Source organism: Cedecea sp. AS113 (assembly GCF_037152415.1).
In the GTDB taxonomy this organism is placed as follows: domain Bacteria; phylum Pseudomonadota; class Gammaproteobacteria; order Enterobacterales; family Enterobacteriaceae; genus Cedecea.
In genome coordinates this window covers 282,043-298,862 of record NZ_JBBCMI010000003.1, presented here as the reverse complement: position 1 = coordinate 298,862, position 16,820 = coordinate 282,043, and the positions used below count along the sequence as shown (strand labels likewise).

The 16,820-nt window shown below is 53.8% G+C and carries 12 protein-coding genes, 1 tRNA gene and 1 pseudogene; 3 read left to right on the top strand and 11 right to left on the bottom strand.

Annotated features, from left to right (window positions below; all coding sequences use genetic code 11):
* Positions 1-113 precede the first annotated feature (113 nt).
* Positions 114-524, top strand: coding sequence for a nucleoside diphosphate kinase regulator (rnk, locus tag WFN87_RS05350; protein WP_336708394.1), 411 nt, complete (start codon positions 114-116; stop codon positions 522-524).
* Between the two features lie 99 nt (positions 525-623).
* Here the strand turns inward: rnk and WFN87_RS05345 are convergent, their stop codons facing one another.
* Entirely contained in the window at positions 624-1,460 is an 837-nt protein-coding gene (locus tag WFN87_RS05345; protein ID WP_166994522.1) for an NlpC/P60 family protein, read from the bottom strand.
* A 17-nt stretch (positions 1,461-1,477) separates the two neighbouring features.
* Complete coding sequence (locus tag WFN87_RS05340; RefSeq protein ID WP_336982216.1) at positions 1,478-2,281, bottom strand: OmpA family protein; 804 nt, start codon at positions 2,279-2,281, stop codon at positions 1,478-1,480.
* Between WFN87_RS05340 and WFN87_RS05335 the strand changes: the two are divergent.
* A pseudogene (locus WFN87_RS05335) lies at positions 2,280-3,989 on the top strand (flagellar biosynthesis protein FlhA); the annotation flags it as partial. The gene WFN87_RS05340 and the pseudogene WFN87_RS05335 sit on opposite strands and share 2 nt — an antisense overlap.
* A gap of 91 nt (positions 3,990-4,080) precedes the next feature.
* Here the strand turns inward: WFN87_RS05335 and WFN87_RS05330 are convergent.
* From WFN87_RS05330 to folD, 5 genes are all read right to left on the bottom strand, one after another.
* A complete protein-coding gene (locus tag WFN87_RS05330) occupies positions 4,081-5,073 on the bottom strand; it encodes a hypothetical protein (protein ID WP_166994521.1) in 993 nt (330 codons plus the stop codon).
* Between the two features lie 182 nt (positions 5,074-5,255).
* Positions 5,256-6,272 (bottom strand): Mal regulon transcriptional regulator MalI, encoded by a 1,017-nt coding sequence (gene malI / locus WFN87_RS05325; protein WP_039291003.1) that lies wholly within the window; start codon positions 6,270-6,272, stop codon positions 5,256-5,258.
* A gap of 70 nt (positions 6,273-6,342) precedes the next feature.
* A complete protein-coding gene (locus WFN87_RS05320; protein ID WP_008455993.1) occupies positions 6,343-7,842 on the bottom strand; it encodes a PTS transporter subunit EIIC in 1,500 nt (499 codons plus the stop codon).
* 298 nt (positions 7,843-8,140) lie between these two features.
* On the bottom strand, positions 8,141-8,353 hold the full coding sequence (gene ybcJ, locus WFN87_RS05315) for a ribosome-associated protein YbcJ (RefSeq protein WP_008455991.1): 213 nt from the start codon (positions 8,351-8,353) through the stop codon (positions 8,141-8,143).
* Between the two features lie 2 nt (positions 8,354-8,355).
* Positions 8,356-9,222 (bottom strand): bifunctional methylenetetrahydrofolate dehydrogenase/methenyltetrahydrofolate cyclohydrolase FolD, encoded by an 867-nt coding sequence (folD, locus tag WFN87_RS05310; protein WP_008455989.1) that lies wholly within the window; start codon positions 9,220-9,222, stop codon positions 8,356-8,358.
* Between the two features lie 196 nt (positions 9,223-9,418).
* On the opposite strand from folD, the gene WFN87_RS05305 reads away from it, so the two are divergent.
* Positions 9,419-9,495 (top strand) — tRNA-Arg (locus tag WFN87_RS05305).
* Positions 9,496-10,096: 601 nt separating this feature from the next.
* Here the strand turns inward: WFN87_RS05305 and WFN87_RS05300 are convergent.
* From WFN87_RS05300 to ebgA, 4 genes are all read right to left on the bottom strand, one after another.
* Positions 10,097-11,530: an amino acid permease gene (locus WFN87_RS05300; RefSeq protein ID WP_336982213.1), complete on the bottom strand. Its 1,434-nt coding sequence runs from the start codon at positions 11,528-11,530 to the stop codon at positions 10,097-10,099.
* A gap of 183 nt (positions 11,531-11,713) precedes the next feature.
* Entirely contained in the window at positions 11,714-13,147 is a 1,434-nt protein-coding gene (locus WFN87_RS05295) for an amino acid permease (RefSeq protein WP_336982211.1), read from the bottom strand.
* A 93-nt stretch (positions 13,148-13,240) separates the two neighbouring features.
* Positions 13,241-13,690 (bottom strand): beta-galactosidase subunit beta, encoded by a 450-nt coding sequence (locus WFN87_RS05290; protein WP_008455981.1) that lies wholly within the window; start codon positions 13,688-13,690, stop codon positions 13,241-13,243.
* Positions 13,687-16,779, bottom strand: a complete 3,093-nt coding sequence (ebgA, locus tag WFN87_RS05285; protein WP_336982208.1) for a beta-galactosidase subunit alpha — start codon at positions 16,777-16,779, stop codon at positions 13,687-13,689. The genes WFN87_RS05290 and ebgA overlap by 4 nt, the downstream gene beginning before the upstream one ends.
* Positions 16,780-16,820 lie beyond the last annotated feature (41 nt).

Below are 16,820 nucleotides of genomic sequence, written 5' to 3'. Positions count from 1 at the left end.
GCTAAGCTCAGTATCATCGTTCCTACGTGAACAACCCTCGCCGGTTTCGGTGGGGGTTTTTCTTTGTACGATTTCAGCACATGAGTGCCCTGCTTTTTTACACGGAGAGAACTATGTCCAGACCTGCCATCATCATTAACGAACTAGACGCCGAACGCCTTGACCACCTGCTGGAACAGCCGCAGTACGCCAAAGCCCCGGTGGCAGAGGCGCTCAACGCCGAACTGGATCGCGCGGAGATGTGCAGCCCGGAGAAGATGCCATCGGATGTGGTGTCCATGAACAGCCGCGTAGAGTTTCGCGATTTAAGCACTCAGGAAGTCCACGTACGCACGCTGGTTTACCCGGCGAACCTGACCGACAGCGATAACCAGCTTTCTGTTATGGCTCCAGTCGGTGCCGCGCTGCTCGGCCTGCGGGTTGGCGATAGTATCAACTGGACGTTGCCAAACGGCAGTCAGACTCACCTTGAAGTGCTCGCTTTGCACTACCAGCCTGAATCTGCCGGTGAATTCCACCGCTAATTCAATTCGTGGCGGCGGCCTCTCTTTCGGGAGAGACGGCTTCTTACCCTCACCCTAACCCTCTCCCTCCGGGAGAGGGCCGGGGTGAGGGGTCTGACCTCACAGAACCGCCTCCTCGGTCAAAATACGCTTCGCCCCCAGGTAATGATCCTGCCAGTAATTGTCTGCCAGTTGGCTGATGCGGATATTCAGCCCGGTTCTGGGCGCCTCGATAAACTGCCCTTCTCCCAAATAAACCCCGACGTGATCGGCGCGATCCTGGCTTTTGATACTGAAAAACACCAGATCGCCACGCTGAAGCTGGCGCTGACTTATTCGCTTTAATCGCCGATCCTGAAACATACCGTTGGCGGTACGCGGCAGCTTTTGGCTAAGCAGCTTGTTATAGGCGTAATAGATTAGCCCGCTGCAGTCGAAGCCCTGCTCGGGCGTCTGTCCACCCCAGACATAGGGTTTGCCCAACTGTTGCTTGAGCCGCGCTATCACTTTGTGGAGAGTGGCTTCCACACGCGGGCTTACCATCTCAGCCATAAGCGCTTCGGTCGCCAACGGCCACAGACCTTCTGAGCCCCCCATCAGCCCAGGACGCCAGCGAGTGTGCATGGCGAGCTGCTCACGGTTCAGGGCACGAGCGACCAGTTTTTCAGCAGCCTGACGCTTTTTCTGTTCGGGCGTAGGCGGGACAACTGCAAGGCGATTTTTGGCACGGGTAAGCAGCCTTGCACGATTTTTCATCCGTTCACGGGCTTCTTTACTCTGCGGCTGCGCGATCTGTGTGCGCTTCACGCTTGCTTTAGACTTTTTCGCGGGTGAAGCCCAGGCCTGAGACGAAAACAGGACGAATAGCAGCAGAAAAAAAAATCCCGCCCTACGCCGGGAGAGTTCGGACGCAGGCGAAAAAGTGGAGACAATTGAGGTGGAAATAGACATAAGCAACACAAATACCTGAAAACTTAGCGTGCCGCGGAGGGCTGCTGCGCCACGCGCTCGGCCAGCGGCTTAAGCACTTTTTCGCCATGCTGACCAAAGAATTGATACAGCGAAGCGCTAGCGGAATGGGTCAACACCATGATTTCAATACGGCGGTTGGCCGAACCGAGCGGATGGTCAGGATCGAGCAACATCTGGTCAGCCATCCCGCTAACCTGCAGCACTTTTCCGGTATCCAGCCCGCCCTTCGCCAGCGCTTTGCGCGCCTGCATGGCACGCTCGCCGGAAAGGTTCCAGTTGTTGTAAAGCTCCTGGTCACGAAAACGCGTCGCATCGGTGTGTCCGGTAATAATAATTTTGTTGTCAATGGCGTTCAGCGCCGTAGCAAACTCCGTCAGCAGGCGGTTAAAAAAGGGAGTCAGAATGGCGCTGCTGCGCTGGAACATTTCTCGTTTTTGATCATCCTGCACCAGAATACGCAGCCCCTGCGGCACGATCTCGATTTGCAGATTAGACTGCGCCTCATAGGCTGAAGTGATCTTCATGATCACCCGGGCCAAATCTTCAATTTCCTGCTCTGAGCGGCGGTTCACGTCTTCCAGACTTTCCCCATGGCTTGCCGCATTGGTCAATGCCTGTAGCGCAGCAACATCCTGCTGAATAGCCTGGCTGGCATCATCCGGCTTTGGCTTCCCGGCCAGAACAGTAACGCTGCCTCCGGAGCCGTTTAGCTGGGTAATCGGCATCCCGGACATGCCGTCAAACAGCGAGTCGCTGTTAAGCAAAGAGACAATCTCTTTCCGCTCTTCTTCGGTGACCGCCCCCATAATTAACTTCGTGGTGGTCACCAAAGGCGCAGAGCGTATTTCTGAAGTGTCCGCCCGCTTTACCCTTGACGCCCTACCCGGCAAACAGATGGCGATCGATGCCGACCTGAATGCCGGATTAATCAATCAGCAACAGGCCAAAACCCGGCGTAAAGACGTTGCCAACGAAGCCGATTTCTACGGCGCGATGGACGGGGCCTCAAAGTTCGTGCGCGGCGACGCCATTGCCGGGATCATGGTGCTTATCATCAACGTGATCGGCGGGATTTGTATTGGTATTTTTAAATACGATCTTGATGCCAGCCACGCCTTCCAGCAGTACGTGTTGCTGACGATTGGTGATGGCCTGGTCGCGCAGATCCCATCCCTGCTGCTGGCGACTGCGGCCGCTATTATCGTGACCCGAGTAAGCGACGACGCCGACGTTAGCCACGAAATTAAAACGCAATTGCTCGCCCGCCCGAACGTACTTTATACCGCTGCGTTCGTGATGTTTATTCTGGCCATCGTGCCGGGTATGCCGCATATCGCCTTCCTGAGCTTTACCGCTCTGCTGCTGTTTGCCGCCTGGCGGCAGAGCAAAGTGGTACAGCCTGCGCAGCAGCAGGATGATGACATTCTGGCGATTCAGGAGGCGCTCAGCCCCGACACGGAACCTACCGTCAGTTGGGACAGCATTCCGCTGGTCGAGCCGATTGGTCTGAACCTTGGCTACAAGCTGGTTTCGCTGGTGGATACCGCCAAAGGCAGCCCGCTTTCGCAGCGTATTCGCGGGGCGCGACAGGTTATCTCTGAGACCTGCGGCGTGCTGTTGCCAGAGATCCGCATCCGTGAGAACTTCCGCCTCAAACCCGCCCAGTACGCCATCCACATCAATGGTATTCGAGTGGCGCTGGGGGAAGTGAACTCGGAAAAACTGATGGCGATCCCCGGCAGCGAACTGTACGGCGAGATTGACGGCGTGCTGGATACCGATCCGGCTTACGGCATGGCTATCGTCTGGATTGATCCCGACCAAAAAGCGCGGGCGTTAAATCTTGGCTATCAGGTGGTGGATTGCGCCAGCGTGGTGGCCACGCACGTCAACAAAGTGGCGCGCCAGCATTTGCCCGATCTGTTTAATTATGACGATATCACGCATCTCCATGCGCGCCTGGCGCTGCAGGCTCCCAAGCTTGCGGAAGACTTAAATGCTGCGCTGAATTTCAGCCAGTTGCTGAAAGTGTACCGGCAGCTTCTGCTGGAACAGGTGTCGCTGAAAGACATTGTCACCATTGCCGCCACGCTGCTGGAAAGCGCCGCGGTGACCAAAGATCCGCAGCTGCTGTGTGCCGATGTGCGTTACGCCCTGCGGCGCGCTATTTTGCATAACATCAACGGCGACCGCGGTCAGCTTGCCGCATACACCATGGATAACGAGCTGGAAAACCTGCTGCTGAACGCCCTGAATCAGGCCCAACAGGCCGGGAAAGTGGCACTGGACAGCTTCCCGGTTGACCCCAATATTCTGTCGCAGCTGCAAAATACCATGCCGATGATTTACGAGCAGATGAGGGCGAAAAGCCTGCCGCCTTTGCTGCTGGTTACCCCACAGCTTCGCCCGATTCTGGCGCGCTATGGCCGCCTGTTTAGCACCGGGCTGCATGTGTTGTCTTATAACGAGGTGCCGGACGAAAGTGATTTGAAGATTGTCGGGACATTGGCGTGATTTCCCCCTCACCCCGGCCCTCTCCCTTCCAGGGTGAGGGTAACGACCTGAAGCGACGTTAAGTTTGAAAGAAGTGGCGGCTTGAGCAAAGCTACTTATCTAAAAACCGCAGCTTCCAGCCCCGGATAGTGCGCGGCAGCGGGTCTGCCTCATTGCTCTTCGAGCGGTAAAACTTGGCTTCCTGCCCCCCTTTTTTACCCGGCGACGTTCGCGCCGCCCACATTTTACCTTCCGGGGTGTACATGATAATTGCCGTATGGCGATTGGCTTCACCCCGTACCCACATGGCAATCACCTTCGCGCCAATATTGTCTATATCATCCTGATAGATATAGACATTTGCGGCATCCACAAAATTCTGGTAGTCATTGCCCACCATCTCTCTGAAGCGATTGTCGGTTTCAACATCCGGGAATATACCAATGGACAGCAACGTGGCTTTCGGACGTGGGTCCTTGGCGCTTTTCACATAGCGTCCGTCAACAAATACCCCCACCGGCATCGACAATTTACAGCCCCATTCGCCATTACTGTGCACCTGGATTGAGCCATTCTGCCTCGGGATAAGCAGCAGTTTACAGTTACTGGTGCTTTGTACTTTCTCCACTATCACCATGCCGTATATTTTCTGGGCCTCTGCTGTGAAGTCGTCATGGTTTATGCCAGCCCAGGCTCTGATATCAAGGGTTAATGACCATTCTGCATTACGGCTAAAGGTTAATTTGCCCCCGCTTCGATTAGCTGCCGTGATGTTCCACCATGTACCCTGCCAGTCAAAGCCCTCTTTCACCCCGGAAATTCGGCTGATGCCTTCATAGTAGGCTCGTTCAATACAGCCGTCGGTGGTACAGTTTTCAAGCGATTTTTCCCACTCAAGATAGTCTTTATGCACCTGCGCGCCATTCCCCTTCACCAGCATAGAGCGATAAATGGCGCCCATCGTGCTGTCCAGCCAGTGCAGGGTGTCGTTATTGCAGATGGTGTTTTCCAGCGGCCTGGCCGCTCGCTGGCAATCAACCGCCAGCGCGTTTCCGGTATAAAAACCCAGCATTAATAATAGAGAGGGAATAATTCGCTTGAGCATATTTAAGAGAAAATTCTGAAAGAGAAGTGGCTATTCTGACCAGAACATATGCGGTTTGCAATCTCAGGCTGATTTCATGATTAATTGAAATAAAAATGAAAATAATGCGTTAATAATATGCCATTAATGTGAGTGGAAGGGTTTAATCGCATAATAATAACGGACGGGTAATACACTTCCCGTTATGCAGATTCGCGCGGCACCAGTTCACCAGAAATGATAATTCTCTGGGCGGGAAGTTCCGGCTGTTTGATTTTGCTGACAATTAATGCAGCAGCTTGTCGCCCGGTCTCTTCACTGGAGGCGGAAACATAGGTAAAGCTCGGCGAGGTCAGATTAATGTACATCATATCCTCGAAACCAATCAGCGAGACCTGCTGCGTTAAGAAAACGTCTTTCCCAACGGTGCGGCCAACCTGCTGAATGCCGGTAATTGCGCCGATAATGGCCGCCGGAGAATGACACAGCATGGCGGTAATCTGGTTGCTCTTTTCCAGCATCAGGCGCGTGGCAAAAGCCGAGGCCGATGTATCGTCTGCACATTCCGGCGCCCACTCTTCTCTGAACGGCAAGCCATACTGCTGCAGGGCGCTGCGGTAGCCAGACAGCCGCTCGGCGCGGATTAGGCAGCTTTTTGTTCCCCCCAGCCAGGCAATATTGCGATGCCCTCGTTCAATGAGAAAGCGCGTGGCCTGGTTACCGGCCTGGCGATTATCCCGCCCAATCACATCGCGCGTGCTGGTGATGGTTGATTCAGAGATAACCACCGTGGGCAGCGGGCAGTCGGTAATGGCCTGGGGAACGTCAGCGGAGTGGCAGTCGGCGGCCAGATAAATCACCCCGGCAACGCCCTGCTGGCTAAACGAGGTCAGGCAGTTGCGCAGCTGTTGCTCTCCGTCGCGCGGCTGGCCGAGAAACACCATATAGCCTTGTTTTTCGAGCTGCTGGACAACGCTCGCGGTGACGTTGACGGAGAAAGAGTTGTTGAAGTCACGAATAATCAGGCCGATCAGGTTAGAGGTGTTGGAGCGAAGGTTGGCGGCGGCAACGTTATGCACGTAGCCCAGCTCCTTGATAGCGGCATTGACCTTATCAATGGTCGCCTCAGAGATCTTGCCCTTCTGGCGCAGCACCAGCGAAACCGTCGAAACCGATACGCCCGCCAGCTCAGCGACATCAATGATGTTGACCTTTTTCATTCCACCCCTGTAACCGCACATCCATAAATTTCAGCCCCCTGAAACATACAGGAGGCCGAAAGGTATTACATTATTTACCGATCATCGTCGACATTGTCTGTGCAATAAATTGCGCTCTGGCACCAAATATGACCTGGATACCCGAATCGCCGACGAATACCACACCACGTGCGCCCAGACTGTTCAGGCCGTCTTTGTCGACCATCGAACTGTCGTCCACTTCCAGACGCAGGCGGGTGATGCAGGACCCCACGGAGTTGATGTTTGGTGCCCCGCCCAGCAGGCCGATGATATCGCCCGCCAGTTCGGTGTCGGTTTTGTCTCCCGCGTTAGCGGTCACTTCGGTGCGGCCCGGCGTTTTCACGTCGAAACGGCGAATCACGAAGCGGAAAGTGAAGTAGTAAATCAGCGCCATCGGCACGCCCACGACCACCGCCATCAGGAAGTTAGTCTGGTAGCCGTTGAACGACGGCAGGATCCCGAAGGAGATGTAGTCGATCATCCCGGCGGAGAACGATTTGGCGATATGGGCATGCAGCAGGTACATGCACATATAAGACAGGCCGGCCATCACCGCGTTGAACACATACAGAATCGGAGCCACGAAGATGAAGGTGAACTCAACCGGCTCGGTGATCCCGGTAAGGAAGCAGGTCAGCGCCGCGGAGAACAGAATACCGGAGGCAATTTTCTTATTCTTGGTGTTGGCTTCATGGTACATCGCCAGACAGGCGGCAGGCAGCGCGAACAGCATCAGCGGGAACTCGCCCTGCATGAATTTACCGGCATTCTGGTAGCTGTCGCTGCTGAAGGACTTCACGCCCTCTTCCAGCATTTTGAACCAAATCGTCTGGTCGCCGTGAATCACCTGCCCGGTATGGGTGGTGTATTCCCCGAAGGAGTACCAGAAGGACGGATACCAGATGTGGTGCAAGCCCAGCGGGATTAATGCGCGCTCAACCAGCCCAAAGATGAAGGTTGATGCGGCCTGATTATCCCCGTTAACCACCACGGACAGCGCATCAATGCCGGACTGAATGTATGACCACACCCACGGCAGCACCATCCCCAGCAGGAAGGAGAGAAACGCCGTCGCGATGGCGACAAAACGCTTGCCGGAGAAGAAGCCCAGGAATTCCGGCAGTTGCATGGTGTGGAATTTGTTGTAGCACCATGCAGCCAGGATACCAGAGATAAGCCCGCCAAAAACGCCCATTTGCAGCGTCGGGATACCGACCACCATGGCATATTTCCCGCCCGCAGAGGCCATTTCCGGCGTGATGTGCATCACCGTGCCAATGGTAATGTTGATGATAAACACCGACACCGCCGCGGACAGCGCGGCAATACCTGACTCAGCGGCCAGGCCAACAGCAGAACCGATGGCAAACAGCATTGGCAGGTTATCGAAGATAACGCCGCCCGCATTCATCATCAGCGGTAAGTGAAACTTATCGCCGAACGCCAGCAGTAAACCTGCGGCGGGCAGCAGAGAGATAGGCAGCATTAAGGCGCGGCCAATCATGGAAAGCTTTGATAACGATTTAACAACACTGGACAACAGACTCATGGACGTTTCCCCCGGTGCAGACGCAGTAACCGCGTTTTGTCTGTTCACGCGTTTTTATGGTAGGTAGAACGTTCTAGTAGAACGTTCTACCTAGAGTGCCGAAACGGTTTTTGCCCCGCAACTGAATTCTGCGCTGTTGCCATATTGTTATCGAATATTTGAAGTGACGCAGGTTTTTAAGCCTGGTTTTGATAAGGGTATTTGGATCTGAGGTGGGAAAGGCTCTGCAACTCTCCTTCCCCCGAACGGCAAGGAGAGTTGATGCCTGCCCTCTTCGTTCAGAAAAGGGCGCGCGCGATTAAGGCTGAACGGTAATGCTCAGGCTTTCAAAGACGACGGTCTGACCCGCCACAATTTTGCAGCGCTTGCGGGTTTCAACTTCACCGTCCACCTTCACGAGGCCTTCGGCAATCACCGCTTTCGCCTGCGCGCCGCTTTCACACCAGCCTTCCAGCTTGAGCAAGTCGCACAGTTCAACGTGGGGGTGTTTACCTAGTGAGAAGGTCGCCATTATTACTCTCCATCAACATCATGATATTCCTCGCAGGCCTGCAAGGTATTCTGAATTAGGGTGGCCACCGTCATTGGGCCTACGCCACCCGGAACCGGCGTAATATACGAGGCTTTGGCGGCGGCTTCATCATAAATTACGTCCCCGACCACTTTCCCGCTTTCCAGGCGGTTAATACCGACGTCCACCACGATAGCGCCTTCCTTAATCCATTCGCCCGGAATAAAGCCCGGTTTGCCCACGGCGACAATCACCAGGTCGGCGTTCTCAACGTGCTGACGAAGGTTTTTGGTGAAACGGTGCGTTACGGTGGTGGTGCAACCGGCCAGCAGCAGCTCCATGCTCATCGGGCGCCCCACAATGTTGGAGGCGCCAATGATGACCGCATTCAGGCCGTAAGTGTCGATGTTGTAGCGCTCAAGGAGCGTCACGATACCACGTGGAGTACACGGACGCAGGCGCGGCGCACGCTGGCACAGGCGGCCAATGTTGTACGGATGGAAGCCATCCACGTCTTTATCCGGGTCGATACGCTCGAGAACTTTGACGTTATCGATCCCGGCAGGCAGCGGCAGCTGTACCAGAATGCCGTCAATCTCGGCGTCCGCGTTTAGCGCATCGATCAGCCCTAACAGCTCCGCTTCGCTGGTGGTTTCCGGCAAATCATAAGAGCGGGAGACAAAACCAACCTCTTCGCAGGCTTTGCGTTTGTTCGCGACATAAATCTGGGACGCAGGGTTCGCTCCCACCAATACAACGGCCAGACCAGGGGCACGTTTTCCTGCGGCAACTCGGGCTTTTACTTTTTCAGCAACTTCAAGCCGGACCTGCTGCGCAATCGTTTTACCGTCAATAATCTTTGCTGCCATCAGAGAGAGAATTCCATCTGTAAACTTAAAGGAAGGGGGTTGCTGCTATTTTGTCAGATGCGCGGCCCGCTGTCAGGCACTGATGTAGGTTTATGCTCATTTGTCGCGCAGGTGGTTGAAAAGCCATTGACTCAAGAGGTGCTGACCGTATAATCCACCCCGCATCAAGCCGTAATGTTTCTCTGCATTACTCCGTGCGCCCTTAGCTCAGCTGGATAGAGCAACGGCCTTCTAAGCCGTAGGTCACAGGTTCGAACCCTGTAGGGCGTACCATTTTGACGTCAACACACCTCTACTGAATTCTTTTTTTCTCTGCCCCATTATCGTTCAGGCTCCCTTGTTGCAAGCCACTGTGAAACAACGCCACCACCGCATTGTCCATTCTTTTTTTGCCAGAACGTCCTGCTGCATGGCCTTGTTAAGGCTCAAGCCTGCCCCCCTATTTAAGGCGAAGATTTTCCTCTTAGAGCAACCTATATGTTTCCGTTCTGAAGGAGAGTGAGACGTTTCCATTCTTACCCACCCGGCATTGAATTAAAAAGCAAGAACCAGGGTTTTTATTGCACAACCCGAGTATTTACGGATAACCCGTTGAAATCACCCGGCGACACACATCAGGAAAATTAACAGAAAGATTCATATTGAGATTCAGAATTTCATGAATGAAATGGGGACCGTTGTGAAGTTACTTGCCGGTAAAGTCGTTGCTATTACTGAGCCTTCGGCCGGGCGGTTGCCGTTTTGTTTGCCCTGCCGGTTTGTCAGTTTTAATTAATGATGTTCAGACCCAGTATGTCAAACTGCCCCCGGCTATTCTGGCCGGGGGCATCCAGCCTTTATGGAAGCCAGCGTCTGCGATGACGTGCCGTTGAGATCAGACCGAATGCACCACCGGCCTGGCTTCCTTTACTTGCTCTTCTGTAGTTAATCCTTTGATGTATATGTTGTATTTCCACCATGCAAAGCCCAGGAAAATCACTATTCCCCCCACGTTATAGAAAACGATCGTCAATATATTGCCGCCGGTTGGGAACGTGGAGGCGATAAAACCGACGGTGAAAATCGCAATGAGCATTGAGACGATGGCCATGCCGGTTCTCTGCGATCCCATTTTAAAATCACGCGGCAGATGATCGTATTTACGGCGTAAATTGAGATACGCCAGCATGATGAACAGCGGGGGTAACATGGAAGCAGCGGCTGTCATGTTGATTATGGTGTTCATTAAATCCTGGACGGTGCTGGAGCCCAGCATGGGGATAATCATCAGCGGGATCACAATCAGGAACTGAATCCAGGCGGCACGCGCGGGCACGCCGTTTTTATTTAGCGCCACGGTTTTTTCACCAAAAATACCGCCGGGGATTTCCGAGAAGAAAATTTTCACCGGCGTTGCCGTCCACATCAGCAGCGACCCAAACATCGCGGTAAATGACACCAGGCCCACGAAGCGGTTGACCACGATTTCCGGGAGACCGAAATAGACCGCCATGCCGTGGAAAACCTGTACCGATCCCCCGGTAAATTTCAGCTCTTTACTGCTGATAAAAACATTAATCAGCACCGAGGAGACGGAATACAGTACGCCGATAAATATTCCGGCCAGGATTATCACTTTCACAAAGGATTTAGACCCGCCTTTCACGTCGTTGACGTACACGGCCACCGATTCGGCCCCGCCCGCCGCCATAAATATCCAGGTTGTGATCCCAAGAAATGCCCAGTTAAAGTTGGGAATCATCGCCTCTACGGAGATGGGGTCTGCCGGTTGAATACCGCCCACCAGCGCCGCCCCTGACAATAAGACATAGGAGAGCGTCAGCAGTAGCATCAGGGAGGATGTCACCGAGGTGATTGGCCCCAGCATTTTTGCCCCATTGGTTGAAACCCACGTTGATAAGGCGAACAGCGCCATGCTCAGCACCGTGGTGGCGACCGGCGTCAGCATGTATTCATACCCGAGGAACGCGTAGGATGCATAGGCGATAACGCGCGGCAGCAGAGAAGTGAAAAAGAACAGGTTAACAAACCAGTAAGTGTAGGCCGTAATAAAAGCCCAGCGGCCCCCCAGCGCGCTTTTAACCCAGGCATAAACCCCGGCCTCCGAGTTTTTATTCAGCGAAACAAACTCGGCGATGATTAAACAGAACGGAATGAAATAAAGCAGCGTGGCCAGGAAAAACATCGGCGCTGACGCTAACCCAAGCTCGATATTGTTATTAATGACGTTATTAAAACTGTACACGGCCGCGAACGTCAGGGAGAGCAGACCGAATTTACCGATAGTATTACGCTTCGTCTCAGACATAACACATCTCCACGCAGTCTTCAGGCTGCGTTCTTTTGTAGGGAAGAGGACGTTAATTTTTAGAATTTATTTTGGTAAAAAATTTAGTAAAAAAACACAAAGCCAGTTTGCTTTAACCCCATCGCGAAAATGGCGGGAGGGTGAAGGCTTAGCCAGCCGCAAAACGGCTGGCCAGGGGCGGAATTATTTCGATGGTCGGGAGGCGAAATCCGGGCTGCTCTGCCGCTTTGCCTTCTGTTTATTCTCAAAGCGACTGATCCACCACCAGGCCAGGCCCGAGAATACTGCCGTCATAAAGACGTTAATAAAGAACGCGTTGACCAGATCGACTCCCGGTGGGAATGCCGAGGCGGTCATGCTGACGACAAAGATCAGCATCAGCATGGAGACAACCCCCATCCCCACTTTTCTTGACCCCATACGGAAATCTCGCGGCGTGTCATCGTGTTTCCAACGGAAGACAAAGTAAGCCGCCATAATAAATATTGGCGGCAGCATGGCCGTGCCCGCCGTCAGGTTAATGGCCGTGTTCATCATTTGCTGGACGCTGGCGGAGCCAAAACCGTTGACGATAAGCATTAACAGTACGAAGACAAACTGCCACCAGGCCGCCCGTACCGGCACGCCGTGCTCATTCAGCTCAGTGGTTTTCTTGCCATAAATGCCTTCCGGAATTTCCGAGAAATGGATTTTGACCGGCGCGGCAGTCCACATCATCATGCTGCCGAAAATGGCAATAAACAGAATAATGCCGACAAATCGCCCCATTAATACTTCAGAAACATGGAAATATGCGCCCAGGCCGGTGAAGATTTCCACCATACCGGCCGCATAGGTGAGATCTTCCCGCGCGACAAAAACGTTCACCAACAGCGAGCCCAGCGCGTACATGCCGCCAATCAGCACTCCGGCGGTAATGATCACTTTGATGAAGGATTTTTGGCCCCCTTTGGTGTCGTTCAGATACGCCGCAACGGTTTCTGCCCCGCCTGCCGCCTGGAAAATCCAGCACATAATGCCCAAGGTGGCCCAGTTGATGGTTGGTGCCATCGCTTCCAGCGTGATCGGCTGCGCAGGAACGTGCCCGCTGCCCAACGCCGTTAATGCCCCGACCACGTAGATAGCAAACAGCGCAAAGACACCATAGGCCACGCACTCTGAGATTTTCCCCAGCCACGTCGCCCCTTTGGTCGAGATATGCGTCGCCATCGCAAACAGCACAATCGAAATCAACGACGTGATCATCGGTGAGAATGGAATGGCGTAGCCCATGATGGCGTAGGAGGCGTAGGCCACCACGTTTGGCAGCAGCGACAGGAAAAAGAACAGGTTCACAAACCAGTACAGAAACGACCCCAGATAGGCCGCCCGCGTGCCCAGCGGCTGTTTCAGCCAGGCGTACATGCCTGATTCAGAATTTTTATTCGCCGAAACAAATTCGGCGATGATAAAGACGAAGGGAATGAAGTACACCACCGTCGCAAATAAGAAAATCGGCGCCGAGCTTAGCCCTAACTCAATGTTGTTATTGACGATGTTTCGTACGTTAAAGACCGCCGTAAACGCCATCGACAGCAGGGCAAACTTGCCTATTTTTGCCCGAATGGATGTGGACATACGTCCTCCAAAAATTCACATCCCCGTCATGGGGAGGGTACAGGGAAGACCAGCGGAGTATACCGCTGGCCGTGGTACGCATCGAAACTGGCGTTATTTATTAAGGAAATAGCCGTCTTCAATTGTGACTCTGAGGACCACTTTTTTTACCCACTCATCGCTGATGAAACGGTAAGCTTCCTCGGGGTCGCAGATCACCATCTGCCCTTCGGTCACCGTCACGATGTCGCCGATGCCTTTCAGGTATTCCCGGTCGGTTTCGTCCCGGTAGCAGGCCACCGTTTTCAACTGCTCTTTCGGCGCAAACTCAATTTTTTGCCGACCCTGCAGGTAGTAGTGCACGTCAAAATAGCGACGACTCCCCACAAACAGCGCGTCGGTGCAGCTGTCGGTACTCACCCGGTATGAGAGGGAATCACCAATGGAATGGGCCACGCCGGGACGAATGTTGTCGACGTTATTGATAGCTTCCACACAGCGCTGCCACTTCCGGCCGCTGTGATAGATCTGCTTAAACTGTTCTAAATTCTCGAGAACTCTCATTGTTCAGCCTCGCTATGTGAAACAGGAGAAAAGAAATCTGCGCCGAAATCGTGATTAACCAGCGCCTGCGAGGTGTTACGCCCGCCTTCCAGCGGCAACAGCGTAAAACCGTAGCTGAAGGCGTGGAGCCACACGCGCCAGCTGTCCAGCACCTCGCTTCCCCACGAGTTGGAGCCGAGTCCGAGCAGTTGAACGTCAAGGTTTAGCGTGATGTCGTCGCTGCGCTGCAGCTCATTGCAGTGCTGCGCGGCGTGCAGATTTTCAGCGGTGTAATGCCAGGCACTGAGGTTGATAGGCTGGCGCGGCACAACCAGCAGGCCGCTGCCGTGGCGATCGGTCAATGAAGCCCAGCGCACGTGCTGGCGATTGCCGTTATTCTGTGGGAAGGGATAATTGACGAACATGTCGTCCACGGTGGTATGCCAGAGGTCAATGATGTTGCTTTGCTGGCTGTCGGCATAGTTCTCGCCCGGGCCACGGCCGTAATAATCCACCTGTTCAAAGGCGCCGTTAATCCCTAACGTAAAGCCAATGCACGGCACAATATGCGGGTAATCACCATAGCGCTCGCCCTGCACTTCGACGTTGATATGCCCTTGCGGGGTGACCTGCCAGCGGTAGGTACAGCGCATACCAAAATCAAACACCGGCGGGGCGATGATAGTCTGCGTAACGATCGTCACGACATCGCCGTGCATTTCAGCGCTGAATCCGCGTAAATGCTCCTGCATAATCGGCAAATGTGCCGGCTGCCACAGCCCCTCGAACTCCTGCTTGTGGTTATCTATCATGGGCTTGAAGAAGTTAATCTTCGGCTCACGCGTCACCTGTTCGACCCCATTGACCAGCCACGCCGTAAGCTTGCCGCTGATTTTTGAGAACACAGCCTGGAAATTGTGGCCGATGACACGATAGCTCAGGCGGTCATCAACGATTTGCAGCGGCGTCGCGCTGGTATTGCAGTGCGGTACTTTTGCCAACGTGCTCGCTTTTAACGGGAACTGATAAACCGCAATCGGGTGGTTGGCTTCGCTATAGAGCGTGCGGGAGTCTTTGGTCACGGTGATATTGACGAAGGTTTCGCGTTCGTCGAGCGCAGGCAATGTTATGGCTACATCGCGGCCGCTGTTGGCCGCCAGCCCCTCAACTTTTAGCCGCTGGCTGGAAAGTGTCTGGCCTTCGGCGCGCACTTCGACGTTCAGGGTGTAATCGTCCAGGCTTGAGAACCACAGTTTATTTTCAACGTGCAGCAAGCCGCGCGAAAGATCTTCGGCCCGGACTTTAACCGGCGCAATAACCTGTTTGTATTCCTGTAGCCCCGGCCCGGGCGTTTGATCGGAGAAAATCAGCCCGTCCAGGCAGAAGTTATAGTTGTTAGGGTAATCCCCATAGTCACCGCCGTAGTTGTACCGCACCGCGCCAGTTTCATCGGTGGCCTGGATACCATGATCGCACCATTCCCAGACGTAATGCCCCTGGATACTTTCGTGCTGATAAAAGACGTTCTGGTACTCCGTTAACCCACCAGGCCCATTGCCCATGGCGTGGGCGTATTCACAGATAATGCGTGGTTTGGCATGGGGATATTCGCCAAACTCATTCATCAGCGGAACGCGGGTATACATGGTCGAGATAATATCGACGACCTCCGCATCACGATCTTCTTCGTAATGCACAAGCCGGGTGTCATCCAGCGCCTTTGTGGCGCGATACATCGCGCGGATATTGCAGCCGTAGCCAGATTCATTTCCCAGTGACCAGATGATGATCGACGGGTGGTTCTTCTGGGCATGGACGTGACGCACAATGCGCTCTACGTAGATGTGCTCCCAGGCGGGGTCGTCCGTGATGCGGCTCAGGTCACCGACGTTGGCAAAACCGTGCGATTCCACATCCGTTTCCGCCATGACGAACAGGCCATAGATGTCACACAGCTCATAGAAACGTGGATCGTTTGGATAATGTGCCGTTCGCACTGAGTTGATGTTGTACTGCTTCATTAGCTGCAGGTCTTTTTCAACACGATCCATCCCCACGGCCCGGCCTTTGAGGTGGTCATTGTCGTGGCGGTTAACGCCGTGCAGCATCACATAGTGATTGTTGATGTAGAAAAGGCCATCGCGCACCTTGATATCGCGGAATCCCACGCGCTGGGGAATGATTTCCAGCACCTCACCCATCGCATTTTTGAGCGTTATCACCAGTTGGTAAAGATAAGGATTTTCCGCCGACCACTGCTGAGGTGCTTTGACGTCAATCGAAAAGTCGATATTGAGCTGCCGATCAACCGTTAAATGCTCTTTCACCCCGCGATAAAGCGCGGTGTCGCCATCAAACAAGGTGTATTCCAGCGTGGCTCCTGCAGCCTGGGTTGTGAGGTTTTCCAGCATCAACTGGCAGGCAAGCGTCGCGTTGCGGTAGTCGTCGCTGAAATCGGTACGCAGCGTGAAATCCTGAACATGCAGGGGATGCTTCCCAACCAGGTAAACATCGCGGAAAATCCCCGCCGTCCACCACATATCCTGGTCTTCAATATAGGTCGAGTCAGCCCACTGCATGACGCGGACAGCCAGCAGGTTATCGCCGGTTTTCACCGCCGCGCTGATATCAAACTCGGCCGTCAGGCGGCTCCCTTTGCTGAACCCAACGTACCGGCCATTCACGTAGACTTCAAAGTAAGTTTCTACGCCATCAAATTTGATAATCGTTTGTTTATCGTGCCAGTTTTCGCCCAGCGTAAACATCCTCTGGTACGCTCCCGTTGGGTTATCGCTCGGCACAAACGGCACATCAATAGGGAAAGGAAAACCTTCGTCGGTGTACTGCAGCTGGCCGTGGCCTTCCATCTGCCACATTCCCGGCACGGTAATCGTGCCCCACTCCGCCATCAACTCTGTGCTAAATGCCTCTGGAACTAAGAGCGGATTAGTAAAGAAACGGAAGTTCCACTGCCCGCTAAGGGACAAAAAGTGGTTACTGTTTTCACGTACAAACGAGCGGGCCTTCGCCAGTGAATCATAAGCGAAGAAATAGGCGCGCGGCGGCAGCCTGTTTTCATGAGTAAGTTGCAGATTTTCCCAGCGATTCATCTCGCCTCCCTGTACTGACTAAATAATTACGCTTAATTTTA